This window comes from Paraburkholderia kururiensis JCM 10599 = LMG 19447 (genome assembly GCF_003986935.1).
Lineage (GTDB): Bacteria > Pseudomonadota > Gammaproteobacteria > Burkholderiales > Burkholderiaceae > Paraburkholderia > Paraburkholderia kururiensis.
Window position 1 is genome coordinate 36,930 of sequence record NZ_RJZE01000001.1, and the last position, 24,645, is coordinate 61,574.

A 24,645-nucleotide genomic window follows, 5' to 3' on the forward strand; every position below is an offset into this window, starting at 1 on the left:
CAGTAGGCGTTCAGTGGAGCAATGACGCGCGCCGAAGCCCTAGCGGCTGGCGTGAGTTGCATCGGCGGGTGCGTTATCGGGTGCATTCGCCTGCGGCTTGGCGGGTGCATTCGCCTGCGGCTTGGCGGGTGCGGCGGTTGGCGCGGCAGTTGGCGTGGCGGTCGGTGTAGTACTCGTGCCACTGGCCGGCGCGCCGGGCGCTGGCGCCAGCTTGTGCAGTTCCGCCTGATAACTGAGCGTCTCGACCCGCACCGGATGCGCGAAGTCGTTGTTGTTACCGGGCACTTCGGAGCGAATCTGCACCACCTGCCCCGGCACCGCCGAGGCCAGCAGGAACGTGTAGCGCTTGCCGGTGTACTCGGGAAAACGCGCCGCGTTCGGATCGTTGAGATACGGCTGCACGACGATCTGCTGCGCAGTAACAGGCTTGCCGTCCACTTCGCGCTTCACGGTCTCGACGCTTGGTCCCGCGGCAAGCGCGAGGCGCAGGCGCTTCTGGAAGTAGCGCTTCTTGCCGCCCGTGAGCCGTTCCATTTCCGCAATGTCGTGTTCGAGGAAATAGATGATCACGGGGTTGCACTCCAGCCCGCTGTTCGGCAGCGGCACGGCGCCCGTGCCGTCGGACACCTGCGCGTCGCCTTTCGCGTTGTTCGGGCTCGTCACGAGCACGCGCACGCGATCTTCGCCAGACGGTTTCGCATCCGGGCTCGCCATCGTGTAGTCGAGTTCCGTTTGCGGCGCGATGCCTTGCAGATGGCCCGTCATGAAGATGAGCCGCTCCGCGGGCGTAATGGGGTCCGACTTCCCCCCCTGCGCCGCCTGCGCCGTGCTCGCCGTAATGAGAAGCGGCGCGGCGAAGACGGCCGCCATCGCCACTGTCGCGACCCGCAACCCACGCGTCATGTCACGCCACGAGTCGCGCAACGAAGCATCCAACGCCCCCACTCGCGCCGCCCTCATGGCGACGCGGTCGAGTTGCCCGCCTGGGTGCCGGCGGGCTTGAGCAGCGGCACTTCGTAGCTCGTGAGAATCTGGTCGATCTTGTCGTGGTGCGCGCCGATCCATTGGTCGATCTTGTCCTTCCAGTCTTTTTCGCCGTAACGCACGCCCATCGATATTTCGTAGTCGAAACGGATACCGGGCGTGGCCGGGAACGGCACGATCTTCACGGTGTCGCCGGCGCGCTTCGCGAAGTAGCCGGCAATGGGCCCCCACAGGAACGCCACGTCCACGTTGCCTGCGCGCAGGTCGTGTTCGATCATTTCGCCGGGGTAGTTCTGCGGGTCGCCGCTTTGCACCTGGTACGACACCGCCTGGTCGATCAGGTTGTGCGCGAGCAGCCAGTCCACCGCGGGCGTCTGCGTGAAGATGCCGAAGCGCAGCTTGTGCAGTTCGTCGGGCGGCAGCTTGAGCAGGTCGTCTGGCGTGTGGATGTTCGCCAGTTCCGGCCGGTTCGCGAACACCATCGCGTAGGTGGAATGCAGGTACGGCTGCGTCGTCGAGGTCATGTCATACCCCTTCGGCACACCGATGATGAGGTCGCATTTGAAGCGGCCTGTATTGTCGTCTTTCTCGCGCAACGTATGGCGCACGAAGCCGATGCGCTGCGGGAAATACGTGTACTCGAGCTTGTAGCCGAAGTCGCTCGCCATCTGGCTCGCGATCTTGTTCTCGTACCCTTCGCCCTTGTTGTTCGAGAGCGGCATGTTGTTCGGGTCGGCGCACACTCTCAGCACGCCGTCCGCGCCGTCGTTGTTGGGCAACGCGGGCCCATCGGCACGCACCGCTGCGCTCGCGAGCGCAGCGCAACACAAGGCTGCCGCCGTGAGCGCGGCGTGCAGTTGCATCCGTTTGCCATGACGCATCGAAACCTCCGGTGAATGGAAACGAGGTCGCCGTTTTGCGGCCGTCAGTTCGAATCGATGGCTTTCAGGTCGCCGGGCTTGATCTGGCCGTCCGAGCGCCCTTTCAGATACGCGTAGAGGTTCTCCCAGTTCTTCTGCATCATCTGGCTCGAACTGAAATCGGGCATGCCTTTGTCGACGCGGCCGCCGAATACAGTGCGATGGAATTCGGTCTTGTCGAGCGTCTTGAACGCATCCACGAGCGACGGTCCGACGAGCCCTTGCTGCTGTGCGCCGTGACAGCGTTCGCAGTCGAGCGCGCGCCAGGTCTTCCAGCCCAGCAGCGTATTGCTGTCGACCTTGTTGCCATCCACCACCTTGTACGCCACCTGGGCAACCTGAACACTGTTGTTCTGGGCGTATGCAACCGGTAGCAAGACTGCTGCGGAAGAAACCGCTGCCAGCAACAAGATTGATCTTCCTTTCATGCGTATGTCTCCTGGTTCTCTCTAAACACCTTGATGCAGCCGTCTATGCAACTGCTCGATGTGATGATGGGCCGTGGGTCTCGCGGCGTGCCGCCGGCCGCCCGCTGCGCAGCGGGCCGGCGGCGTCCGCTTCCCGTCTTTGCTCGTGGCCCGCGGGGTCTGCCCCGCGGGTCTGACTTACTTCAACTGAGTTACTTCGACTGACTTACTTCGACTTCATGCAAAGGCACGCCGCTTACTCGCTCGTCGTGCCGCCGCCCGGAATCGCGAACACGAAGAGCGTGCCGCCGAGCGCCGTGTACTTCGCGAGTTCACGATAACCCCCCACCGCGCCGAGGCCTTCCGTCGACTTCTGCAGGCCCGCTGCCATGCCGATGCCGGCCCAGCCGCCAATGCCCGAGTAGACGCCCACGTACTGCTTGCCGTTGTAGAGATAGGTGAACACGTTGCCGATAATCCCGGACGGCGTCTTGAAGCGCCACAGTTCCTTGCCGTCCTTGATGCGCACGGCCTTGATGTAGCCTTCCAGCGTGCCGTAGAACGCGACGCCGCCTGCGGTAGCCAGCGCGCCGGACCACACCGAGAAACGCTCCGGCTTCGACCAGACGATCTTGCCCTTCGCCGCATCCCACGCGATGAAGTTGCCCATCGCGCCCTTCTCGCCCGGGCCCGGGTACATCGACAGCGTGGCGCCCACGTACGGCTGGCCGGACACGTAATCGACGTCGAACGGCTCGTAGTCCATACAGACGTGGTTGGTCGGCACGAGGAAGAGGCTCGTGGACGGATCGAACGCTGCGGGTTGCTGGTCCTTCGAACCGAGTGCGGCCGGGCAGATGCCCTTCACGTTGTGATCCGCGCCTGCCTGCTGCGTGGAGTACGCCACGTTGCGAACCGGCAGACCGGTCTTCAGGTCCACACGGTCGGCCCAGTTCACGGCCGGGTCGAACTTCTGCGCGACCAGCAACTGGCCCGTGGCACGGTTCAGCGTGTAGCCGAAGCCGTTACGGTCGAAGTGGACGATGGCGGGCACCTTCTTGCCGTCGATCGTGAGATCCGCGAGGATCATTTCGTTCACGCCGTCGTAGTCCCACTCGTCATGCGGCGTCATCTGGTAGACCCACTTCGCTTCGCCCGTATTGAGATCGCGCGCGAAGATGGAGAGCGACCACTTGTTGTCGCCGGGCCGCTGCGTCGGGTTCCACGTGCCGGGGTTGCCGGTGCCGTAGTAGACCAGGTTCAGCTTCGGGTCCCACGAATACCAGCCCCACGTCGTGCCGCCGCCCAGCTTCCACTGATCGCCCTTCCAGCTCTTCACCGACGAGTCCGCGCCCACCGGCACCATCTTGCCGTCCGCCCAGGTCATGGTCTTGTCGGGGTTCACGAGGATCTCGTTGTCCGGGCCCGTCGAGTACGCCGTCCAGACCATCTTGCCGGTCTTGATGTCATACGCGATCAGACGGCCGCGCACGCCGAACTCGCCGCCCGAAATGCCGGTGAGCACCTTGTCGCCGAACACGTGCGGCGCGTTGGTGTTGGTTTCGCCCGCCTTCGGATTGCCGTTCGTGGCCGTCCACACGACGTCGCCCGTCTTCGCGTCCAGCGCGACGAGTTTGGTGTCGGCCTGTTGCAGGAAGATCTTGCCGTCGCCGTAGGCGAGGCCGCGGTTCACCGTATCGCAGCACATCACGGACACCACCTGATCGTCCTGCTTGGGCTGGTATTGCCACAGGAACGTCTGGTCCTTCAGGCTGATCGCGATGACCTTGTTCGGGAACGGCGAGTGGATGTACATCGTGTCGCCGATCACGAGCGGCGAGCCTTCGTGACCGCGCAGCACGCCAGTGGACATGGTCCACGCGACCTGCAGCTTGCCCACGTTGTTCTCGTTGATCTGCTTGAGCGGGCTATAGCGGTGATTGGCGTAATCGCCCGCCTGAGCCGCCCAGTTCGCAGGGTTCTTGATCAGGCCGTCGAGCTGCGGATCGGCATTTGCAGCGATAGAGCTCAGGGCCGCCGATGCTACGACGGCAAGCCCCAAAACCAAGGTGCGTAAGTTCATGTCCCCTCCAGAATTGTCTTGCTGTTCACTGAACTCAAGAATGGCCCACGCTACCTGGTCGCATCGGCGCGCCTTCTCGATGGGGGTAACGATATGCGAGCGCGCCCGATCGATGCCGGGCTTCAACACGCGAGACGGCCCGACGCATATTCCATGCCGGAAATGGAGCGCGATTTCGCCGTGGCGCCGACGTAACCCACGCGGTCCGCGCGGCAAGGCCGCTGCTGCGTGCCGCGCAGACCGCACTGCCTTCGTCTCGCGCGGGCGGAACACGGCGAGGAGAACGCGCGCCTGTCACGTGCTCGCCTGGCTGCGACGCAGTGCGCGGCACATACTGTGTCAATTCCGGCATACGTGTGCGGCGCGCCTGCCCCGCCACCTCCCGGCGCGATGCGCGAAGCATCGTGGCGTGGCGCTTGCACTGCTGCCGGAGCAGTCCGTTCAACCTTTCGTGGAGCGACCGTCATGGCAAAAGCAGAGCACGTCTATAGCGACGAGGAAGTGCAGCAGCGCCTCGTTGGCACACTGCAGCATTGGTATCTGGAAGACGGATGGCTGCGGCGCAAGTACCGCACCGAAGGGTGGAAGGGCACGCTGATGGTGGTGAACGCCGTCGGGCATCTGGCCGAAGCGGCGTGGCACCACCCCGACCTGACCGTCTCCTATGCGTTCGTCACCGTGAAGCTGAAGACGCATAGCGCGAAGGGAATCACGGACAAGGACTTCGCGCTCGCCGAAAAGATGGAGTCGTTCATCCAGTGGCAGCCGGCATTGGAAGGCGGTCCGCTGGAAGGCACGCCCGCCGACGATCAACGCTTCCGCTACATCAAGTACGACGCGCCGAAGGTTGGGAGTTGAGTGAACGATGGCTGAGTCACGCGAGGTTCAAGCCTGGGTCGGGCCTGGGTCCGGCCTGGGTCCGGCCTGATTCAAGCCAGCCTCAACCCGCCACGAGCCAGATGCGAGGTGCGCGTCCACCAGGCTCAAACCCAGGTGACATAGTGCGCCTCGCCCGACGCAAAGCGTCGAGCCCCGCTCACACCTGAGCACACCGGCACGCCCGCCGGCCTGCCGCTCGCGCCCCGCCAGACGGGCGCGAGCACGCTGGTACGCGTTCTGCTTCGGGGGTCGCCAGCCGCGCCGCGCCCGCGTCGGCCACGAGCCCCCGGGCGCGGTGCCTGTCGCAGCGCGATGGCCGTTCTGCGGCAGAGCTGTCGCCAGCCGCCCTGCAACCCCTCTCAGGACACCCGCGATGCCGCTTCACATTCGCCGCCTTCCACCCCAGGCCTGCGTGACGGTCGATGCGCCCGCGCGTCTGCATCTGGGGTTCCTGGACCCGAGCGCTTCGCTCGGGCGCGCGTTCGGCAGTCTCGGGCTCGTCATCGACGGCGAGGGGACGCAGATCGAGGCACGGCATGCGGAACACGAACAGATAGACGGCGCGGCGACGCAAGCCGAACGCGAGCGCATCGCCATCTGTCTTGAACGCTTGAAGGCCGCCTATGGACCCGTCACGCTTGCCATCCACGTGCGCCGCACACCGCGTGCGCATACCGGTCTCGGCTCGGGCACCCAGCTCGCGCTCGCCGTGGGTACCGCATTCGTGCGCCTCGCCGGGCGCGAGGCGACGAGCGCGGAGCTGGCGACACTGCTGGGACGCGGCATGCGCTCGGGCATCGGCGTGCTGGGTTTCGATTCCGGCGGCCTGCTGCTCGACGCGGGCCCAGGCGAGCCGCCGCGCAACGCCGTTGCGCCGCTGATCTCGCGCCAGCCGTTTCCGGACCGCTGGCGCGTGCTGCTCGTCACCGACCATTCGCGCGAAGGCCTGCACGGCGCGCAAGAGCGCCGCGGGCTTGCCGCGCTCGCGCCGTTTCCGCGCGAACTCGCGGCGCACCTGTGCCACGTCGTGCTGATGCAGATCCTGCCGGGCGCCGCCGAGGCCAACTTCGCGCCGTTCGCGCGCGGCGTCACGGACATGCAGCAGACCATCGGCGAATACTTCGCGCCCGTGCAAGGCGGCGTATTCACGAGCCCCGACGTGGAGCGCGCCGTTCGCGCCGTGGCCGCCGAACGCCCGGCCGGCATCGGACAAACGTCGTGGGGTCCCACGGGCTTCGCGATCGTCGGCTCCGCGCGCGACGCGGAACTCGCGCTCGCCACGGCGCGCGAGGCGACGCGCGGCATGCCGCACATCGACTGCGCGATCGTGAGCGGACGCAATCGCGGGGCCACGGTACGCGCCGCCGAATCCCGGCAACCGCGCGTGGACGCGGCATGACAACGCCCTCCCGCCCCCGCGGCCAGACACCGAATTCAACACTCCAACGAGCCCGCTGCCATGTCCGACCCGATTGAAAGGCCCTACATCCTGCACATGTTCACGGCCACGCCGCAAATGAGCCCGTTCGACGTGAACATGGCCGCCGACGCCGGCTACCAGGTCATCGTCCCGTACTGCAACGTGGACGGCACGATGGTCACGAACCTGACCCAGGACGCCATCTTTTCGCGCGGCCCGAAGGGCGTGTCGCGCACCGGCATCTTCATTGGCGGACGCGACGTGATGCTCGCCGCCGACATGCTCGACACCGCGCGCAAGGCGATGGTGCCGCCGTTCGAAGTCTCCGTGTTCGCCGACCCGAGCGGCTCGTACACCACGGCCGCGGCGCTCGTCGCGCTTGTGGAGCGGCACCTGCGCAAGGAGTTCGGCATGGAGCTGGGCGGCAAGCGCGTGCTGATTGCGGGCGGCACCGGCGCGGTGGGCCGCGTGGCGGCGGCAATGGCCGCGTCGCTGGGCGCGGACGTCGCCATCGCGAGCCACGTGGACGCCGCGCGCGCCACGCGCGTGAGCGACGAGATCAACGAACGCTTCGGCATCAAGACCACGGGCGTTTCCACCGCGACGCCGCAAGCGCTGCGGCAGGCGCTGGCCGATACCGAAATCCTGCTCGCCACCGCGATTGCGGGCATCCAGGTGGTGAGCGCCGAAGACCTCGGGCATGCGAAGCGTCTCCTGATCGCCGCGGACGTCAACGCCGTGCCGCCCGAAGGCATTGCGGGCGTCAACGTGATGAACGACGGCAAGCCGCTCGCGTCCGCACCGGGCGCATCCACGCCGGGCACGACCGCGGACGGCGCCATCGGCATCGGCGCACTCGCCATCGGCAACGTGAAGTACCAGGTGGAGCACCGTCTGTTCGTGCGGATGCGCACCGCCGGCAAGCCCGTGTATCTGGGCTTTCCCGAAGCATTCGCCGAGGCCCGCGCGGTGGCCGGCGAACTGGGCTGAACGCCGCGCTCACCCGGAACGCACCAACGCCCGATATGGCTCATATGATTGCGCGCCCCTCGTCCTCGCAAGCGCCCTTCGTGGCGGTGGCCGGGCTGTCGGCGCGCATGCTCGCGCAGTCGGCGGCGCGCGCCGGGCTGCGCGTGGCCGCGCTCGACCTCTTCGGCGACCGCGACACGCGCGAGGCATCGGCAATCTGGTTCGACGTGAGCGGCCCGGCGAGCAACGGGCTGTGCATCGACGGCGCGCGGCTCGTGGATGCGCTGCAACGCGTCACGCGGCTGCCGAATCTGCTGGGCTGGATCGGCACGAGCGGCATCGAACCGCTCGCACGCGAGCTTCTGGATGCGCCCGGCTTGCCGCGCCTGATCGGCAACAGCGCCGAGGCAACGGCCGCCGTGCGCGAGCCCGAACGCTTCTTCGCGCTGCTCGACGCGCTGCACATTGCGCATCCCGCCGTCTCGTTCACGGTGCCTGAGGTGCTGCACGGGTGGCTCTTCAAGCGCGCGCACGGTTGCGGCGGCACGCACATCGAAGCGGCGGATTCGCTCGACCGCGGCGCGCTTTTTAGTCTCAGCAGCGAGAAGCGCGGCTATTTCCAGCGACACAGCGCGGGGCGTTCGCTCTCCGTGCTTTTCATCGGCGCGCGCGGCGAGGTGTCCATTCTCGGCTTCGCGGAGCAGCTCACCTGCGCGCTGGGCAACCTGCCGTTCGTGCATGCGGGCGCCATCGGCCCCATCGATCTGCCGCCGCGCGTGGCCGCCCAGGTGCACGAGGCCGTGAGCGCGCTGTGCGCCCACGCGGGCCTCACCGGCATCAACAGCTGCGACTTCCTGCTGGACGGCGACGCCATCCAGGTGCTCGAAATCAACGCGCGCCCGTCGTCCACCATGACGCTCTACGAAACCGTCTGGCCGCACGCGTGGCCGCGCGGGCTGCTCGCCTGTCATATCGACGCCTGCCGGCGTGGAAAGCTGCCCGATCCCGCACCCGCGCATGCCGCCTGGCGCGCCGGGCAGCAGGTGCTGTTTTCCCCGCGCCGCTTCGTCGCGTCCCAGGCGTTCAGCGACGCATGTCTGCACGACCCCGCGTGCCGCGACGTGCCGATGCCCGGCACGCTCGTCGAAGCCGGGCAGCCCGTTTGCACACTGGTCGTGCGCGCGCCCGCGCTTGCCGAGGTGCATCGCGCGCTGACGCTTCAGCGCGAAGCCGTTCTCGAACGTATCGAAACCTGCCACGAGCCCGACTATGCCTTCATCCATTGCCACTCCTGAAACGGCCGGCAACGCGGCGGCGCCCGCGTTGAGCGTCAATGCCCGCAGCGAAGCGCTCGTCGCGCAGTTGGTGGGCGACGCCGCGTACTACGGCGTGGCCGTCTCGCACACCGACGACGGCACGGTGATCGTGGATGCTGGCGTGGACGCGCGCGGCAGCGTGGAAGCGGGCGTGCTGGTGGCGCGCATCTGCATGGGCGGCCTCGGCCGCGTGGCGGTGCACGGCGACTTCGGCAGCGAACCGCTGTGGCCCACGATGATCGACGTACACACGTCGTCGCCGGTGCTCGCGTGCCTCGGCAGCCAGTACGCGGGGTGGAGCCTTGCGGCGTCGAAGGAAGAAACGGGCGGCAAGAAATTTTTCTCGCTCGGCTCGGGCCCGGCGCGCGCGCTGGCGGTGAAAGAGCCGCTCTTCGGCGAACTCGGCTATCGCGACCGGCACGATCGCGGCGTGCTCGTGCTCGAAGTGGACCGCCTGCCGCCGAAGGTGATCGTCGACAAGGTGCTGCGCGACTGCGGCCTCGCCTCTGACCGGCTCACGCTCATCGTCACGCCCACTTCGTCCGCGGCGGGAACGGTGCAGGTGATTGCACGCGTCGTGGAAGTGGCAATGCACAAGGTGCACGTGCTCGGCGTGCCGCTCGACGAAGTGGTGGAAGGCAGCGGCTGCGCGCCATTGCCGCCGCCCGCGCCGGACGGCATCGAAGCCATGGGCCGCACCAACGACGCCATTCTCTACGGCGGCCGCGTGCATCTCACGGTGAAACACGACGCGGTGGCGAAGCGCCTCGCCGCCGAATTGCCGTCGTCGTGCTCGCGCGACTACGGCCGCCCGTTCGCGGAAGTCTTTAAGTCCTTCAACTACGACTTCTACCAGATCGACCCGGCCCTCTTCGCGCCCGCCGAAGCGTGGGTGAGCAGCCTTGAAAGCGGCGCCACGTATCGCGGCGGACGCGTGGATGCCGCCGTGCTCACCGAGCAATGGCGCGAACAATGACGCAGGCAAAGCAAGACAGCATGAGCGACTCCGATACGACAAACCTTTCCGAAACGCCGCAGCTGACGCATGGCGGGCATCACGGCGTGCGCGTCGCGATCATGACCGACGAGACCGGCTGGCACACGGGCCGCCTCAAGAGCGCGTTCCGCGCACGCGGCGTGGAGGCGCGTTGCATCGACCTCGCGGCATGCCGCATCGACACCACGTGGGCGCCGCACGGCCTCGCACTGCCCGGCTACGGCCACACGCTGCCCGACGCGGTGTTCGTGCGCGGCATTGCGGGCGGCAGCTTCGAGCAGGTCACGCTGCGGCTCGGCATTCTGCACGCGCTGCGCGAAAGCGGCGTGCCCGTGTACAACGACGCGCGCGCCATCGAGCGCAGCGTCGATAAATCGATGACAAGTTTTCTGCTGCACCGCAACGGCATCGCGACGCCCGCGACCTGGGCCGGCGAATCCACGGCGTTTGCGCAGCGCGTGTTGATGCGCGAGGCGGCCGCGGGGCGCCAGGTCGTGCTCAAGCCGCTGTTCGGATCGCAGGGTCGCGGGCTCAAGCGGTTGGGCGCGAAGCGTACGTCAGGTGCGCGAGGCACGCAGGTGGAAGCGCTCACGCCGCTGCCGTCGCTGACGTCTTATCAGCACGTCGCGTATCTGCAGCGCTATGTGGAAGGCGCGCGGCCCGGCTACGACTGGCGCGTGATGGTGATCGGCGGGCGGGCCGTGGCCGCGATGCGGCGCGTGGGCGGCCGCGGCTGGATCCATAACTTCGCGCAGGGCGGACGCTGCGAGCCCGAGTCGCTCGACCCGGCTTTGGCGCACACCGCCATACGCGCAGCCGATGCGCTCGGGCTCGACTACGCGGGCGTCGATCTCATCCCGAATCCCGACGACGCGAACCGCCCGCTCGTGCTCGAAGTAAACGGCGTGGCGGCGTGGCGCGGGCTGCAATCGGTCACCACGGTCGACCTCGCGGCGGCGCTCGTCGACGACCTGCTCGACCGCAAGCTCGCCGCGAGCCGCGCCGCGCTCGCGCATGCGAACGAGCCAGGCGACACGCCGCCGCTGGCGGCGTCGCCGGCAGCGTGAGGGTGCGCGCCACCGCACGTGCCGCCCCGTGCCACCACGTGCCACATAACGCGCTATCAAACACACCATGACCCCACCGCCCACGCCATTCGACCTTGCGCGCGAGGCGTTTCTTGCCGCGTGCCGGCTCGACGTGGAAACACCGAAGCCCGGCAACGTCAGCGTGGAAAGCGCGGGACACGGCATGACGGCCGCGCAGTTTCTGGCCAGCGCGCAAGCCGCCGCCGGTCCGCTGTTCGCGCACGGCGCGCCTGTGGGCAAGCGGATTCTCGACGCAGTGGCGCGCACGCGCGAAGTGGCGGGATGCAACACGAATCTGGGCATCGTGCTGCTCGTCGCGCCGCTTGCTACCTCGCTTGCTGCCTCGCTTACTGCCCCGCTTACTGCCGCGCTCAACGAACGCGACGAACCAGACGAGTCCAGCGGCGAAGCGCTCACCGCCAGGCGCTGGCGCGCTGCAACAGAACGCGTGCTCGCTCGCCTCACCGTGGACGACGCACGCGACGCCTATCGCGCCATCGCGCTTGCGAATCCCGGTGGTCTGGGCGACGCGCCGGAGCAATCCGTCCACGACGCCCCCACCGTCGATTTGCGCGCCGCCATGCAACTGGCCGCGCAGCGCGACAGCATTGCGCGGCAGTACGCGAACGGCTTCGCGGACATCTTCGAAACGGGCCTTGCCGCCGTAGACGAAATGCCCGCCGAGGCACCGCGTCTGGTCACGCTCAACGTGTTCCTCACGTTCCTCGCGAGCCATCCCGATTCGCACATTGTGCGCAAACACGGCATGGCGCTGGCGCAGAGTGTCACGCTTGCGGCACGCGCGCAGCACGGCCGCTGGCGCGCGGCGGCCACTCAAACGCCAGACCAGAGCGCCTTGCGTGACCTCTATGCATGGGATACCGAACTGAAATCGCGCGGCATCAATCCCGGCACGAGCGCCGACCTGACTGTCGCCACGCTGTTCGTGGCGGGCCGTCTCGCGCCGCAAGGCTGGGTGCGTGCACCGGCTGCGCGCGGCGACGAGACATGAGCGTCGCGGCGCGCGAACTGGCACGGAAAGTGATAGCTAAAGCCACCGTTCTTCACCACGCTCCTGCACGCTCGGGGACCTCAAACCAACGATGCAGACGGCAACCACGCAGTCAGCAGATCCATTCACTCATGGAGGAACAGCATGGCCAAGATCAATCGCGTCCTGATAGGAGAGTCGCTGGTCGGCGACGGTAACGAAGTCGCGCACATCGACCTGCTCATCGGACCGCGAGGTTCAGCTGCAGAAACGGCGTTCTGCAACGCGCTGACCAACAACAAGGACGGCTTCACGTCGCTGCTCGCCGTCGTTGCGCCGAACCTCGTGACCAAGCCGCCTACGGTGATGTTCAACAAGGTGACGATCAAGGGCGCGAAGCAGGCCGTGCAGATGTTCGGCCCGGCACAGCACGCGGTGGCGCTCGCCGTGGCGGACAGCGTGGAGGACGGCACGATTCCTCAGGACGAAGCGGACGATCTGTTCATCTGCGTGGGCGTGTTCATTCACTGGCTCGCCGACGACGACAAGAAGATCCAGGAGTTCAACTACAAGGCCACTCGCGAGGCGATCCAGCGTGCCGTGGCCGGGCAGCCCACAGCGGCGGAGGTGGTGTCGAAGAAGGCGAGCGTGGCGCATCCGTTCGCAGCGGGTTGAAGCGAACCGCGCCCGCCACGCACGTGGTGGAAGTCAGGAAGTGAGAAGCCGGGAACCGCCTGGACCACGTCCAGCCACGGTTCCCGGCATGTTGCGTTGCCGGTGCGGCTGCACGTTGCTGCACGTTGCTTAAGCCGGCACGCCAGCCATTGAGGGGGAACAGATGACGAGACGATCCCGTATGTTGCTGGCCGGCGCGTGCGTGACGCTCTTCGCACCGCTGGCATGGGCACAGCAGAACGGCGCTGCCCAGCAGGCCGCAGCCCCGCCGCAGGATGCACAGGCTCAGGCAAAGGCGCCGGCAGGCGGCTACGACTACCCGACCGAAGGCCGCGTGGAGTACGTGCTCTCCTGCATGGACGAGAACGGGCACGACTTCGTGAACGTCTACAAGTGCTCGTGCGTGATCGACAAGATGGCGACCGCGTTGCCGTATAACGACTTCATCGACCAGTCCACGTTCGCGAAGTACGCCACGCTGGGTGGCGAAGGCGGCGCCGAGTTTCGCGTGGATGAAGCGAAGCGCCAGACGAAGAAATTCCGCACGCTACAGGCCAACGCCTATCACGCCTGCGGGCTAGGCTCGCAGACCACGGCGTCTGCCGCAGGGGCCACGGCGAAGTAGCAGGACTTACTGCGAAGACCACTGCGAGGGCTCACTGCGCAGAACGCACTGCGGGGCGAAATGCAGGGACGCCCCGCGTGGGCCGCATTGTCGGCGCTCATTGCCGGCGCGTACTGCTGCAACGCAGCGGACGAGGCGCGCTGATACGCGCCTGCTGATGCGTGTCTGCTAACACGTGCCGAAATGCGGCGAGCCGCCCCTGTATGCCGCGCGCGGCTCGCCCGCCTCAGTTGGGCACGAGCCCCGCGCCAAGCGACGCGAAACCTTCCAGACTCATGCGCGGCGCATCCGAACCGCTGCGCCGCCGCTCGATCTGCACGCCCACGGCCGTCACGTCGTCGAACTTGGCCGGCTTGGCAATCGACACGCGCACCCACGCCGCGCCGAATTCGCCGATCAACAGCTGCGCCACGGCCTCTGCGAGCGCTTCGAGCAGCGTCAGACGGTGCGTGGCGAGCAGCGCGAGCAGCGCCTCACGCACCGCTGCGTAATTCACGGTGTCTTCTATGCGGTCGGTCGTGCACGCGCGAATGCGCGGCAGCCCGATGGCAAGGTTGATGCGTACCGGTTGGGCAGCATCCTTTTCCTCGCGCTCTATTCCAATAATGGTTGGGGCCACGAAGTTTTCGACGAACACAATGTCCATCTGCTCCGGCATCGCCTCAGTCGCCTGCGAGCGCAGGCGCACGTGGCTGTCCGTTGCGGCGTCGGCAAGATTCACGAGGCGAAGGCTTTCGATACGATTCATGTTGTGCTGCTCCGCCGCGCGCGGCTCGTTGAAAAGGGACAGTTCCCAGGAAAGCGAAGCACTCTGTACCAAACCTGGCACAGCGACTTTCGTTTTGCAGGCCCGACTATGGGCTGAACAGCAAAGAGCAAAAATCGGGCACACTGTGCCTCCCCCGTGCGACTGCTTATTGAACGGGAGCGCCATCCGGCGTAGAGTTTTTTAAGCGGCCATGTACAGATAGAACCCAGATTCATGATGCATGGCCGTTGGCTGCGCATGCGGGCGCGAGAAACCGCAGTGCAACAAGTGGACGAACATTATCGATAAGGCGGCGCGCGCGCCGGCTCCACCAGCCGGCATGAGTGCGTACGCCACGGAGACAAGTCCCATGCCGTTGCTTGCCGACAGCAGTATGCACGCCCGCGAAGTTCTCAACGTCGTCAACCATCAGTTGCCTACACGGCCCATGAGCGAGTCCGTGGCGCAATCGTGGGCGCGTTGCATGAACGAGTACCACCTCGATCCGTCCCGCTTCGTCACCCCGCCGGTGCTCACCGACTACGAATTGCGCTCGCGCCGCGAAGCGCTGCGCGATCTCATTGCGTGCTCGAAGCTCGAGATGACCACGCTCTACCAGCAGCTTGCCGACCCCGAACTCGCCGTCGTACTCGTGGATGCGCAAGGGGCCATTCTTCATCAGGTGTCCTCCGTGCCATTCGCGGAGTCTGTCGCCGCAGACGGCTTTCGCGTGGGCGCGCTATGGAGCGAGCGCGAAGCGGGCACCAATGGCATGGGCACGTGCCTCGCGGAACGCGATTGCATTGCCGTGTGCCAGCACGAGCACTTTTATCCGCGCTACACGGGGCTCACGTGTTCGGCCGCGCCCATCTTCGACGACAAGGGCGAAGTGGCCGGCGTGCTCGACGTGACGAGCCGCTCGCGGCTGCTGCAGCAGCATTCGCTCGTGCTCGTGGGCATGTCGCGACAGATGATCGAAAACCGTCTGCTCGACGCGCGCTATCGGCACGCGAACATGATCCACTTCCACAGCCGGCCCGAATTCGTGGGCACGCTGCACGTGGGCAAACTCGCCGTGGCCGACGACAGCACCGTGCTCGCCGCCAACCGCAGCGCGCTCTTCCAGCTGGGTTTCCGCTCGCTCGACGAACTGCGCGGCAAGCGTATCGAGGAAGCGTTCAACGCGTCGCTGGAAGACATGATTGCGCGCAGCATTCGCGGCTCGTTCCATCCGGTCACGGTGTACAGCGCGAACGCCACCAACCGTTTCTTCCTCGTGGCGCAAAGCCCGCAGAGCAACGCGGCGCGCGCAACGCGCGTACTCATGACCGATCCGAACGCTCGCCCCGCGGCGAGTGCGAGCCATGCAAGCGGCGGCGCAAGCGGTGGTACAAGCGGCAGCAATCAAAGCGCGGGAAACCGCACGGCGCCGGAGCCGCATCTCGAAAAAGTGGCGCACCTCGAATTCGGCGACCCGCGTATGGCGTCGCAGGTGCAACTGGGTGTGCGCGTGATTCAACGGAAGATTCCCATTGTGCTGCGCGGCCAGACGGGCAGCGGCAAGGAAGTGTTCGCGCATGCGCTGCACAGCGTGAGCCCGCATGCAGCGGGGCCGTTCGTGCCGGTGAATTGCGCGTCGCTGCCTGAAACGCTGATCGAAAGCGAACTGTTCGGCTATCGTGCCGGCGCTTTCACGGGCGCGCAGCGCGAAGGCCGGCGCGGCAAGATTCTGCAGGCCAATAGCGGCACGCTGTTTCTGGACGAAATTGGCGACATGCCGCTCGCGTTGCAGGCGCGCCTGTTGCGCGTGATCGAAGAGCAGGAAGTCACGCCGCTTGGCGCCGAAACCACCGTGAAAGTGGACTTCCAGCTCATCAGCGCGAGCCACCGCAATCTGCTCGAACTCGTGCAGGAAGGCCAGTTCCGCGCGGACCTCTACTATCGTCTGAAGGGCGTGGAATTGACGCTGCCGTCGCTGGGCGAACGGCTCGACAAACTGCCGCTGATCCACCACCTGCTCGCAGGCGAAACCGACAACCCGCCCGAACTCGCGCCCGACGCTGAACAGGCCCTGCTCTCGTACAACTGGCCCGGCAACATCCGGCAGTTGCGGCACGTGCTGCAAATGGCCATCGCGCTGTGCGACGGCAAGTGCATCCGGCTGGCCGACCTGCCTGCCGAAGTCACGCAGCGCGCGCCCAGTGCGGAGCCTGCCGTGCTGAGGCGCGCCGTCGAGCCGGAATTCGATGCGGAACCCGACGAGGTGCTGGACCTCTCCGCGCTCAACGCCATTCAGTTGAACGAACGCGAAACCGTGCTCTCCCTGCTGGAGAAACACCGCTGGAACGTGAGCAACGTGGCGCGGTCGCTGGGCATCAGCCGCAACACGCTGTATCGCAAGATGCGAAGGCTGCACATTCCGCTGTCGCACGACGGCTCGATGCCCCCCGGCAACGCATGAGTCGCCCTTCCACGCGCGACCTTGCCACCTTCGCGCCGGACTCGCGCTTCGCATGGTGCGTGACCGGCTCGGGCCACATGCTTCAGGAATCCATCGCGCTCGCGCAGCAGTTGCCGGGCGTGGACATCTTTCTTTCCGCCGCGGGCGAGGAAGTGCTGCCGCTCTACGGCTGGACCGTGCCGAAGCTGCGCGAGCACTTTCACCGCGTACTGCGCGACAACAGCGCGAGCGGCGTGCCCGTCGGCATGCTCTATCACGGCGAATACCACACCGTGGTAATCGCACCGGCCACAAGCAACACGGTGGCCAAGTGCGCCTTCGGCATCTCGGACACGCTGCCCACCAACATGTTTGCGCAGGCGGGCAAGCAGTGCATTCCGGGCATTGTCTTTGCATGCGATACCGAACCCACGGTGATCACGCAAAGCCCCACAGAATGGGTCGAATTGCGGCCGCGCGCCATCGAACTCGAGAACGTTGAGCGCCTCTCGCGCTTCGAGTTCACCACCGTGGCACGCTCGCTCGATGAATTGAAGATAGCCCTCGACGCCCGCCTCGCCACGCTCGACCTCGCATGGAACACATCGTCTTCCTGACCGGGCGGCTCGCCGAAAAGAGCCTCGTGAACGTGCTGGAAAGCATGACGCCCGCGCCGTTCAGTTGGGAAGTGCGAGAAATCGGGCTACAGGTGGCCGCGCTCATGACGGCCGACCTGATCCTGCGCCGCGTGCCCGCGCCCATTGCCGCGCAACGCGTGATCGTGCCGGGCCGCTGCCGCGGCGACCTCGATGTGTTGACGCAGCACTACGGCGTGCCCGTGGAGCGCGGCCCCGAAGAGGTGAAAGACCTGCCGCAGTTCTTCGGCCGCAAGGCGCAGCCCTTCGACCTCACGCGCTACGAGACCGAAATCTTCGCGGAAATCGTGGATGCGCCGCGCCTCGATCTGAACGGCATCGCCGCACGTGCGAAGGAGTACGCGGCGCAGGGCGCGGACGTTATCGACATCGGCTGCCTGCCCGAAACGCCGTTTCCGCATCTGGAAGACGCGGTGCGGCTGCTCAAGTCGCAGGGCTATCGCGTGAGCGTGGACTCCATGCGCACCGAAGAACTCGTGCGCGGCGGCCGCGCCGGCGCGGACTACCTGATGAGCCTGAACGCGGACACGCTTTGGGTGGCAGACGAAGTGCAGTCCACGCCGATACTCGTGGCGCGCGAGCCCGCTGACGAAGCCTCGCTCGACGCCGCCATCGAAGCGATGACCGCACGTGGCCGCCCGTTTCTCGCCGATCCGATACTCGATCCCATTCCGTTCGGCCTCGCCACGTCGATTGCGCGCTATGTGCGGCTGCGCGAGCGGTACCCCGAGGTGGCGATCATGATGGGCATCGGCAACGTGACGGAACTCACCGAGGCCGACACGAGCGGCATCAACGCGGTGCTGCTCGGCATGGCGGCAGAGTTGCGCATCGCTGCCGTGCTCACTACATCAGTGAGCCAGCACGCGCGGCGCGCCGTGCGCGAAGCCGACGTGGCGCGGCGCGTGATGCACGCGGCACGCACGGCGCAGGTGTTGCCCAAGGGAATCGACGCACGGCTCGCCACCGTGCATGAAAAACGCCCTTTTCCCTATAGCCCGGCGGAAATCGACGAAATCGCGCAAGGCGTACGCGATCCGAACTTCCGCGTGCAGGTGAGCACGCAAGGCATCCACGTCTATAACCGCGACGGGCAGCGGCGCGCTGTGGACCCGTTCGATCTGTATCCGCAGCTTGGTCTGGAAACCGACGGCGGCCACGCGTTCTATATGGGCGTGCAGCTGGCGCGCGCGCAGATTGCCTGGCAACTGGGCAAGCGCTTCGACCAGGACCAGCCGCTCGACTGGGGCTGCGCGGTAGACAAGCCAGAAGACGATCTATGCGTGTGGCAGGCGCCGGGAAGCACGAGGAAGAAGGCGTAGGCGGCACGGGGCTTCGCTTAAGCCCAAGCCAACGCCTCGCGCATCGCCAGGTACAGCCGCATCACCGCACGGCAGGTTCGAGCACTTCGTTCGCTATGCCGCCCATCCGTTCGCCTTCCTGGACGCCAGCCAGCGCTGCCCGCATTTCGCCCATCGCCTTCGCGTAATCAACCGCACCGAACACCGCCGACCCTGCCACGAACACATCCGCGCCCGCCGCCGCAATTTCCGCGATGTTCGCGGCCTTCACGCCGCCGTCCACTTCGATGGCGATGGGCCGCCCCGTGCGTGCCACCGTCACCGCCACTTTCTCGCGCAGGCTGCGCAGCTTGTCGAGCGTTTGCGGGATGAATGCCTGGCCGCCGAAGCCCGGATTGACCGACATGACGAGCACCACGTCGAGCCGCTCCAGCACGTGGTCGAGTACCGCAAGCGGCGTCGCCGGGTTGAGCGCCAGCCCCGCGCGCGCACCGCTTGCCTTGATGAGCTCGATGGTCCGGTGCACATGATGCGAAGCCTCCGGATGAAAGCTGATGGTGTCCGCGCCCGCCTCGGCAAACGCCGTGACAAGCGGATCGACGGGCGACGTCATGAGATGCACGTCAATGGGCACGCGCGTATGCGGACGAATCGCCGCGCACACGAGCGGCCCGACCGTGAGGTTGGGCACGTAGTGGTTGTCCATCACGTCGAGATGGATCCAGTCGGCGCCGGCGGCCGTCACGTCGCGAATTTCGTCGGCCAGACGCGCGAAGTCCGCCGAGAGCAGCGAGGGGGCAATCAGGAATTCGCGCATGGCGGCCTCTTTCGGTTGATGGATGAAATGAACGCTGGATGCGACGCTCGACGTGCGCGCCTCAGTGATAACGGCGCGCCATCGCATCGAGCGTCAACGGCTTGATGCGCGCCGCCTGCCCGGCACAGCCGAACGCCTCGAAGCGCTCCACGCACACCGCCGCAGCCGCAGCCGTGGCGGCTTTCAGCGCCACGCGCGGATCGAACTCGGACCGCGCGCTCGCCATCGACTTGCGCATCGCGCCGCTCATGGCAAGCCGGATGTCGGTGTCGATGTTGACCTTGCGCACGCCGTGCGCAATGCCGCGCTGAATCTCTTCCACAGGCACGCCGTACGTGGTGGGAATCTCGCCGCCGTACTCGCGAATCACGGCAAGCCATTCCTGCGGCACCGACGACGAACCATGCATCACGAGATGCGTGTTCGGAATACGCTCGTGAATTTCGGCGATGCGGTCCATGGCGAGAATGTCGCCCGTGGGTTCGCGCGTGAACTTGTACGCACCGTGCGAAGTGCCGATCGCGATGGCGAGTGCGTCCACGCCCGTTGCTTCCACGAATTGCCGCGCTTCCTCGGGGTCGGTCAACAGATGTTCGCGCGAGAGCTTGCCCTGTGCGCCCACGCCGTCCTCGTCGCCGGCCTCGCCGGTTTCGAGCGAACCCAGGCACCCCAGTTCGCCCTCCACCGAAACGCCCACCGCGTGCGCGGCTTCCACCACGCGGCGGCTCACGTCCACGTTGTAGTCGTACGTGGCCGGCGTTCTCTGGTCGGCCAGCAGCGAGCCGTCCATCATCACCGACGTGAAGCCCGAGCGAATGGCCTGCTGGCACACGGCGGGACTCGCGCCGTGATCCTGATGCAGCACGACGGGAATGTCGGGATGCGCTTCGATGGCAGCGTGCACGAGGTGCCGCAGATACGGCTCGCCCGCGTACTTGCGCGCGCCCGACGACGCCTGCAGGATCACCGGGCTCGCCGTGGACTGCGCGGCGGCCATGATCGCGTGAATCTGCTCCATGTTGTTGATGTTGAAGGCGGGCACGCCGTAGCCGTGCTCGGCTGCGTGGTCCAGTAGCTGGCGCAATGCGATAAGAGCCATCATTCACTCCTCGTCGAGGTTCATGGATAGGGGAAGCGGATCATGGCGCGGCGCGCACGACGTGCACCACGCGGCGGGCTTCGTCGGCCACGGCCTGCGCGGTGAGGTTGAAATGCGCGAACAACGCGGCAGCCGGCGCGGATTCGCCGAACGAGTCGATGCCCACCACGCCGCCTTCGAGGCCCACGTACTGCCGCCAGAACGCGCGTACTCCGGCTTCCACGGCCACGCGTGGCACGCCGGGCGGCAGCACGGCATCGCGCCACGCGGCAGGCTGACGGTCGAACACGGTGGTAGCTGGCATCGAGACGACGCGTGCGGCAAAGCCGGCGTTGGCGAGTTGCGCGGCAGCATCCAGCGCGAGCGCTATTTCGGAACCCGTAGCAATCAGGACGACGCGTTGCGCCGTGGAAGGCGCAGGCCAGTCACGCAGCACGTAGCCGCCGCGCGCAATGGCTTCGATCTGCTCCGCACTGCGCGAAACGAACGGCACGTTCTGGCGGCTCAGCAGCAGGCACGAAGGCCCTTCGCGCTCCACGGCACTCGCCCACGCCTGCGCGGTTTCCACCGTATCGCAGGGGCGCCAGACGTCGAGGCCAGGAATCAGACGCAGGCTCGCCGCGTGTTCCACGGGCTGGTGCGTGGGTCCGTCTTCGCCCAGACCAATGGAATCGTGCGTGAACACGAAGAGGGCGCGCGTCTTCATCAACGCAGCCATTCGCAGCGCATTGCGCGCGTAGTCCGAGAACGTGAGGAACGTGCCGCCGAACGGCAGGTAGCCGCGATGCAGCGCGACGCCGTTCATCACCGCGCTCATGCCGAACTCGCGCACACCGTAGTGGATGTAGTTGCCGCCTTTCAGCTCCGCCGAAGGTCCGCTCGCTTCGATACGCACGTCGACCGCACCCTTCCAGTCCGTGAGATTCGAGCCCGTCAGGTCGGCCGATCCGCCCAGCAATTCAGGCAGTACGCGCGCGAGTGTCGCGATGGTCTGCTGCGAGGCCTTGCGTGTGGCCACCGTCTGTGCCGCGCTGTCGGTGTCGCGCAGCATCGCGCGCACCGCGTCGCGCCATTGCGCCGGCAGCTCACCACGCACGCGGCGCTCGAATTCGGCGGCCTCGTGCGGATAGTGCTGGCGATACGACTCGAAACGGCGACGCCAGTCGGCCTCCGCAGCCTCGCCGCGCATGCGTGCGTTCCAGCGCGCACGAATGTCGTCGGGTACGTCGAAGGGCGCATGCGGCCAGCTGAGCGCGCGGCGCGTGGCCGCAACCTCGTCCGCACCCAGCGGCGCGCCGTGCACGTCGTGCGTGCCCGCTTTCGAGGGCGAACCCTTGCCGATCAGCGTCTTGCAGCAGATCAGCGTGGGACGCCCCGCCTTCGTCGCTTCGTTCAGCGCGTCGTCCACGGCATCGATGTCGTGACCGTCCACGTCACGCACCACGTGCCAGCCGTAGGCGGCGAAACGCGCGGGCGTGTCGTCGGCGAACCACTGGACGACGTGGCCGTCGATGGAAATGCCGTTGTCGTCGTAGAGCACCACGAGCTTGTCGAGCCGCAGCGTGCCCGCAAGCGATGCGGCCTCGTGCGAGATGCCTTCCATGAGGCAACCGTCGCCGACGAACACGTAGGTGCGGTGATCGACAATCGCATGCCCCGGCCGGTTGAACTCGCGCGCGAGCAGCGCTTCGGCCAGGGCCATGCCCACGGCGTTGGCAAGGCCCTGGCCGAGCGGCCCGGTGGTGGTCTCCACGCCTGGCGTCACGCCCACCTCGGGGTGCCCCGGCGTCTTCGCGTGCAACTGGCGGAAGCGCTTCAATTCATCGACAGGCAAGTCATAGCCCGTCAGATGCAGCAGCGCGTAAAGCAGCATGGAGCCGTGCCCGTTCGAGAGCACGAAGCGGTCGCGGTCCGGCCAGGCCGGGTTGCGCGGGTTGTGCTTGAGATGCCGGTGCCACAACGCAACGGCAATTTCGGCCATGCCGAGCGGCATGCCGGGGTGGCCCGACTTCGCGGCCTCCACGCCGTCGATGGCGAGAAAGCGCAGCGCGTCGGCCATCTGTTGCTGCGCGGCGGCAGCAACGGGTTCTGCAACAGCACTCATCGGAGTTCTCCCTGAGTTTTTGCATGCCTGAAGGCGCGCTCATGCACCCTCAAGCACGCGCGCGCCGGTCCAGTAGCTGGAGAATCATCGGTGTGAAGATGAGCTGCATGGCAAGGCCCATCTTTCCGCCGGGCACAACGATCACGTTCGGACGCGACATGAACGAGTCGTGCAGCATGGTGAGCAGATACGGAAAGTCGATGCCTTTCGGCCGCGCGAAGCGAATCACCACGAAGCTCTCGTCGGGCTGCGGAATCTCCCTTGCGATGAAGGGGTTCGACGTGTCCACGGTCGGCACGCGCTGGAAATTCACGTGCGTGCGCGAGAACTGCGGGCAGATGTAGTTCACGTAGTCGGGCATGCGACGCAGGATGGTGTCCACCACGGCTTCGTGCGAATAGCCGCGCATGTTCTGGTCGCGATGCAGCTTCTGGATCCACTCCAGGTTGATGATGGGCACCACGCCCACCAGCAGGTCCGCATGGCGTCCTATGTCGACCTTGTCCGTCACGGCCGCGCCGTGCAGGCCTTCGTAGAACATGAGGTCCGTATCGGCTTCCACGTCTTCCCACGGCGTGAAGGTGCCGGCGTCCTGCTGATAGAGGCGTGATTCGCCTTCGTCGTGCACGTAGTGGCGCAGCTTGCCCGTGCCGTTTTCGCCGTAGCTCACGAACAGCGACTCGAGTTCTTCGAGCAGGTTCGCCTCCGGCCCGAAGTGGCTGAAGTTCAGCATGCCCTCGTGCTCGCGCTGCTTCATGGCCTCGCGCATGCCGTTGCGGTCGTAACGGTGGAAGGCGTCGCCCTCCACGATCTGCGCCTGGATGTGTTCGCGCCTGAAAATATGGGCGAAGCTCTTCATTACGGTCGTGGTGCCGGCTCCGCTGGAGCCCGTCACCGCGATGATGGGATGTTTGACCGACATGGGCCTGTCTCCGGATAGCAGTGTTATTCGATTCGGCGGATGGCGCGCTCGCGCCGCGCTGCATAACCGCATGTGCCATGCAGCGGCGAACCGCGCTCAAGACAGGCTCAAGCCGTGAAATCCGGCAGGAACAGCGAGCGCGTGCCGAAGAGCGGCGACGTGAAAGGCTTGTCCTCGCCGCGGTCGTATTCGCCGTGGTAGCGGCCAATGCGCTCCACTTCCTGCTTCGAGCCGAGGATCACCGGCACGCGTTCGTGCAGCCGGCGCGGCTGCACGTCGAGAATGCGCTCGCGGCCCGTAATGGCTTTTCCGCCCGCCTGCTCCACAAGAAAGCTCATGGGGTTGGCCTCGTAAAGCAGACGCAGGCGCCCTTCCATCGCTGAAGTCTTCGAATCGCGCGGGTACATGAACACGCCGCCGCGCATCAGGATGCGATGCACCTCTGCCACCATCGACGCGATCCAGCGCATGTTGAAGTCGCGTTCGCGGCAGCCTGTGCGGCCGTCCTTGCATTCCTGCACGTAGCGGCGCACGGGCGGCTCCCAGAAGCGTTCGTTGGACACGTTGATGGCGAACTCCGCGGTTTCTTCCGGAATCCGTATGTTCGAATGCGTGAGCACGAAGTTGCCCACGTCGCGCTCCAGCGTGAACGCATGCGTGCCGGTGCCCACGGAAAGCACGAGCATCGTGGAGGGTCCATAGATGGCGTAGCCCGCCGCCACCTGCTCGCGGCCCGGCCGCAGGAATGCGCTTTCGCCCACCTGCGCCTGCGGCTCGCCGGTATTGCGCAGCACGGAGAAGATGGAGCCCACCACGCCGTTGATGTCGATGTTCGACGAACCATCCAGCGGATCGAACGCCAGCAGATACTCGCCGCGCGGGTACACCTTCGGAATGGCGTAGACCTCCTCCATTTCCTCGGAGACCATTCCCGCAAGCAGGCCGTCCCACTCGCATTGCTGCACGAAGATCTCGTTGGTGACGACGTCGAGCTTCTTCTGCTCTTCGCCGTGCGTGTTCACGCTTTGCGCAGAACCATACTGGCCGCCCAGCGCGCCGCGCGTGAGTACCGCCGAAATCGCCTTGATGGCAGCAGCCACGTCGATGAGCAAAGCCGAGAGCCCGGCCTCCTGCACCGGGCAAGGCTCACGGTCCAGCGTATCGATCAGAAACTTCGAGAGGGTGGTTCGTCCGTCGAGCATGG

22 protein-coding genes are annotated in these 24,645 nt (G+C 66.4%); 12 read left to right on the forward strand and 10 right to left on the reverse strand.

Features of this window, described 5'->3' with window-relative positions; translation table 11 throughout:
- Window positions 1-39 precede the first annotated feature (39 nt).
- The 4 genes from PKKP23_RS00150 to PKKP23_RS00165 form a co-directional block, all read right to left on the reverse strand.
- Window positions 40-903: a hypothetical protein gene (locus PKKP23_RS00150; RefSeq protein ID WP_420873175.1), complete on the reverse strand. Its 864-nt coding sequence runs from the start codon at window positions 901-903 to the stop codon at window positions 40-42.
- Window positions 904-956: 53 nt separating this feature from the next.
- The gene (locus tag PKKP23_RS00155) at window positions 957-1,865 is read right to left on the reverse strand and encodes a substrate-binding domain-containing protein (RefSeq protein ID WP_026121429.1); all 909 of its coding nucleotides are present in this window, start codon (window positions 1,863-1,865) and stop codon (window positions 957-959) included.
- 44 nt (window positions 1,866-1,909) lie between these two features.
- Window positions 1,910-2,332 carry a c-type cytochrome gene (locus PKKP23_RS00160; RefSeq protein ID WP_126875345.1) on the reverse strand — a complete coding sequence of 141 codons (423 nt, stop codon included), beginning with the start codon at window positions 2,330-2,332 and terminating at the stop codon, window positions 1,910-1,912.
- 235 nt (window positions 2,333-2,567) lie between these two features.
- Window positions 2,568-4,394 carry a methanol/ethanol family PQQ-dependent dehydrogenase gene (locus tag PKKP23_RS00165; protein ID WP_026121427.1) on the reverse strand — a complete coding sequence of 609 codons (1,827 nt, stop codon included), beginning with the start codon at window positions 4,392-4,394 and terminating at the stop codon, window positions 2,568-2,570.
- A gap of 465 nt (window positions 4,395-4,859) precedes the next feature.
- Here PKKP23_RS00165 and PKKP23_RS00170 point away from each other — a divergent pair, with 465 nt between their 5' ends.
- From PKKP23_RS00170 to PKKP23_RS00210, 9 genes are all read left to right on the forward strand, one after another.
- Entirely contained in the window at window positions 4,860-5,252 is a 393-nt protein-coding gene (locus PKKP23_RS00170; RefSeq protein ID WP_126875346.1) for a 4a-hydroxytetrahydrobiopterin dehydratase, read from the forward strand.
- 394 nt (window positions 5,253-5,646) lie between these two features.
- Window positions 5,647-6,672, forward strand: coding sequence for a beta-ribofuranosylaminobenzene 5'-phosphate synthase family protein (locus tag PKKP23_RS00175; protein ID WP_126875347.1), 1,026 nt, complete (start codon window positions 5,647-5,649; stop codon window positions 6,670-6,672).
- A gap of 60 nt (window positions 6,673-6,732) precedes the next feature.
- On the forward strand, window positions 6,733-7,683 hold the full coding sequence (locus tag PKKP23_RS00180; RefSeq protein ID WP_126875348.1) for an NAD(P)-dependent methylenetetrahydromethanopterin dehydrogenase: 951 nt from the start codon (window positions 6,733-6,735) through the stop codon (window positions 7,681-7,683).
- 44 nt (window positions 7,684-7,727) lie between these two features.
- Entirely contained in the window at window positions 7,728-8,957 is a 1,230-nt protein-coding gene (locus PKKP23_RS00185; protein WP_126875610.1) for an ATP-grasp domain-containing protein, read from the forward strand.
- Window positions 8,932-9,954 carry a methenyltetrahydromethanopterin cyclohydrolase gene (mch, locus tag PKKP23_RS00190; RefSeq protein ID WP_126875349.1) on the forward strand — a complete coding sequence of 341 codons (1,023 nt, stop codon included), beginning with the start codon at window positions 8,932-8,934 and terminating at the stop codon, window positions 9,952-9,954. Before PKKP23_RS00185 ends, mch begins: the two co-directional genes overlap by 26 nt.
- A gap of 101 nt (window positions 9,955-10,055) precedes the next feature.
- Complete coding sequence (locus PKKP23_RS00195; protein ID WP_240658686.1) at window positions 10,056-11,042, forward strand: ATP-grasp domain-containing protein; 987 nt, start codon at window positions 10,056-10,058, stop codon at window positions 11,040-11,042.
- A gap of 67 nt (window positions 11,043-11,109) precedes the next feature.
- A complete protein-coding gene (locus PKKP23_RS00200; protein ID WP_126875350.1) occupies window positions 11,110-12,075 on the forward strand; it encodes a triphosphoribosyl-dephospho-CoA synthase in 966 nt (321 codons plus the stop codon).
- A 144-nt stretch (window positions 12,076-12,219) separates the two neighbouring features.
- Window positions 12,220-12,729 (forward strand): formaldehyde-activating enzyme, encoded by a 510-nt coding sequence (gene fae / locus PKKP23_RS00205; RefSeq protein ID WP_017774778.1) that lies wholly within the window; start codon window positions 12,220-12,222, stop codon window positions 12,727-12,729.
- 163 nt (window positions 12,730-12,892) lie between these two features.
- Window positions 12,893-13,354: a hypothetical protein gene (locus PKKP23_RS00210; protein ID WP_126875351.1), complete on the forward strand. Its 462-nt coding sequence runs from the start codon at window positions 12,893-12,895 to the stop codon at window positions 13,352-13,354.
- Window positions 13,355-13,580: 226 nt separating this feature from the next.
- Here PKKP23_RS00210 and PKKP23_RS00215 read toward each other — a convergent pair whose 3' ends face one another.
- Entirely contained in the window at window positions 13,581-14,102 is a 522-nt protein-coding gene (locus tag PKKP23_RS00215) for a dihydroneopterin aldolase (protein WP_126875352.1), read from the reverse strand.
- A gap of 370 nt (window positions 14,103-14,472) precedes the next feature.
- Here PKKP23_RS00215 and PKKP23_RS00220 point away from each other — a divergent pair, with 370 nt between their 5' ends.
- From PKKP23_RS00220 to PKKP23_RS00230, 3 genes are read left to right on the forward strand one after another with little or no spacing between them, the layout of a single operon-like run.
- On the forward strand, window positions 14,473-16,563 hold the full coding sequence (locus PKKP23_RS00220) for a sigma-54-dependent Fis family transcriptional regulator (protein ID WP_126875353.1): 2,091 nt from the start codon (window positions 14,473-14,475) through the stop codon (window positions 16,561-16,563).
- A complete protein-coding gene (locus PKKP23_RS00225; RefSeq protein WP_042300860.1) occupies window positions 16,560-17,159 on the forward strand; it encodes a flavoprotein in 600 nt (199 codons plus the stop codon). The genes PKKP23_RS00220 and PKKP23_RS00225 overlap by 4 nt, the downstream gene beginning before the upstream one ends.
- Window positions 17,138-18,520: a DUF6513 domain-containing protein gene (locus tag PKKP23_RS00230; RefSeq protein WP_126875354.1), complete on the forward strand. Its 1,383-nt coding sequence runs from the start codon at window positions 17,138-17,140 to the stop codon at window positions 18,518-18,520. The genes PKKP23_RS00225 and PKKP23_RS00230 overlap by 22 nt, the downstream gene beginning before the upstream one ends.
- 61 nt (window positions 18,521-18,581) lie before the next feature.
- Here PKKP23_RS00230 and rpe read toward each other — a convergent pair whose 3' ends face one another.
- The 5 genes from rpe to PKKP23_RS00255 form a co-directional block, all read right to left on the reverse strand.
- Window positions 18,582-19,316, reverse strand: a complete 735-nt coding sequence (rpe, locus tag PKKP23_RS00235; RefSeq protein WP_126875355.1) for a ribulose-phosphate 3-epimerase — start codon at window positions 19,314-19,316, stop codon at window positions 18,582-18,584.
- Between the two features lie 61 nt (window positions 19,317-19,377).
- Window positions 19,378-20,415, reverse strand: coding sequence for a class II fructose-bisphosphate aldolase (gene fba, locus PKKP23_RS00240; protein ID WP_017774771.1), 1,038 nt, complete (start codon window positions 20,413-20,415; stop codon window positions 19,378-19,380).
- Window positions 20,416-20,455: 40 nt separating this feature from the next.
- Complete coding sequence (gene tkt / locus PKKP23_RS00245; protein WP_126875356.1) at window positions 20,456-22,519, reverse strand: transketolase; 2,064 nt, start codon at window positions 22,517-22,519, stop codon at window positions 20,456-20,458.
- Between the two features lie 49 nt (window positions 22,520-22,568).
- Window positions 22,569-23,441 (reverse strand): phosphoribulokinase, encoded by an 873-nt coding sequence (locus tag PKKP23_RS00250; RefSeq protein WP_126875357.1) that lies wholly within the window; start codon window positions 23,439-23,441, stop codon window positions 22,569-22,571.
- 107 nt (window positions 23,442-23,548) lie between these two features.
- Complete coding sequence (locus PKKP23_RS00255; RefSeq protein WP_126875358.1) at window positions 23,549-24,643, reverse strand: class 1 fructose-bisphosphatase; 1,095 nt, start codon at window positions 24,641-24,643, stop codon at window positions 23,549-23,551.
- Window positions 24,644-24,645: the final 2 nt, after the last annotated feature.

What these genes read in the sequence shown, in the direction of transcription:
- mch (WP_126875349.1), top strand. Translation starts at nt 8,932, where the DNA reads ATGCCTTCATCCATTGCCACTCCTGAAACGGCCGGCAACGCGGCGGCG.
- PKKP23_RS00170 (WP_126875346.1), top strand. Translation starts at nt 4,860, where the DNA reads ATGGCAAAAGCAGAGCACGTCTATAGCGACGAGGAAGTGCAGCAGCGC.
- PKKP23_RS00160 (WP_126875345.1), bottom strand. Translation starts at nt 2,332, where the DNA reads ATGAAAGGAAGATCAATCTTGTTGCTGGCAGCGGTTTCTTCCGCAGCA.
- PKKP23_RS00250 (WP_126875357.1), bottom strand. Translation starts at nt 23,441, where the DNA reads ATGTCGGTCAAACATCCCATCATCGCGGTGACGGGCTCCAGCGGAGCC.
- rpe (WP_126875355.1), bottom strand. Translation starts at nt 19,316, where the DNA reads ATGCGCGAATTCCTGATTGCCCCCTCGCTGCTCTCGGCGGACTTCGCG.
- PKKP23_RS00225 (WP_042300860.1), top strand. Translation starts at nt 16,560, where the DNA reads ATGAGTCGCCCTTCCACGCGCGACCTTGCCACCTTCGCGCCGGACTCG.
- PKKP23_RS00155 (WP_026121429.1), bottom strand. Translation starts at nt 1,865, where the DNA reads ATGCGTCATGGCAAACGGATGCAACTGCACGCCGCGCTCACGGCGGCA.
- fae (WP_017774778.1), top strand. Translation starts at nt 12,220, where the DNA reads ATGGCCAAGATCAATCGCGTCCTGATAGGAGAGTCGCTGGTCGGCGAC.
- tkt (WP_126875356.1), bottom strand. Translation starts at nt 22,519, where the DNA reads ATGAGTGCTGTTGCAGAACCCGTTGCTGCCGCCGCGCAGCAACAGATG.
- PKKP23_RS00220 (WP_126875353.1), top strand. Translation starts at nt 14,473, where the DNA reads ATGCCGTTGCTTGCCGACAGCAGTATGCACGCCCGCGAAGTTCTCAAC.
- PKKP23_RS00185 (WP_126875610.1), top strand. Translation starts at nt 7,728, where the DNA reads ATGATTGCGCGCCCCTCGTCCTCGCAAGCGCCCTTCGTGGCGGTGGCC.
- PKKP23_RS00200 (WP_126875350.1), top strand. Translation starts at nt 11,110, where the DNA reads ATGACCCCACCGCCCACGCCATTCGACCTTGCGCGCGAGGCGTTTCTT.
- PKKP23_RS00230 (WP_126875354.1), top strand. Translation starts at nt 17,138, where the DNA reads ATGGAACACATCGTCTTCCTGACCGGGCGGCTCGCCGAAAAGAGCCTC.
- PKKP23_RS00180 (WP_126875348.1), top strand. Translation starts at nt 6,733, where the DNA reads ATGTCCGACCCGATTGAAAGGCCCTACATCCTGCACATGTTCACGGCC.
- PKKP23_RS00175 (WP_126875347.1), top strand. Translation starts at nt 5,647, where the DNA reads ATGCCGCTTCACATTCGCCGCCTTCCACCCCAGGCCTGCGTGACGGTC.
- PKKP23_RS00215 (WP_126875352.1), bottom strand. Translation starts at nt 14,102, where the DNA reads ATGAATCGTATCGAAAGCCTTCGCCTCGTGAATCTTGCCGACGCCGCA.
- PKKP23_RS00195 (WP_240658686.1), top strand. Translation starts at nt 10,056, where the DNA reads ATGACCGACGAGACCGGCTGGCACACGGGCCGCCTCAAGAGCGCGTTC.
- fba (WP_017774771.1), bottom strand. Translation starts at nt 20,415, where the DNA reads ATGGCTCTTATCGCATTGCGCCAGCTACTGGACCACGCAGCCGAGCAC.
- PKKP23_RS00150 (WP_420873175.1), bottom strand. Translation starts at nt 903, where the DNA reads ATGACGCGTGGGTTGCGGGTCGCGACAGTGGCGATGGCGGCCGTCTTC.
- PKKP23_RS00210 (WP_126875351.1), top strand. Translation starts at nt 12,893, where the DNA reads ATGACGAGACGATCCCGTATGTTGCTGGCCGGCGCGTGCGTGACGCTC.
- PKKP23_RS00255 (WP_126875358.1), bottom strand. Translation starts at nt 24,643, where the DNA reads ATGCTCGACGGACGAACCACCCTCTCGAAGTTTCTGATCGATACGCTG.
- PKKP23_RS00165 (WP_026121427.1), bottom strand. Translation starts at nt 4,394, where the DNA reads ATGAACTTACGCACCTTGGTTTTGGGGCTTGCCGTCGTAGCATCGGCG.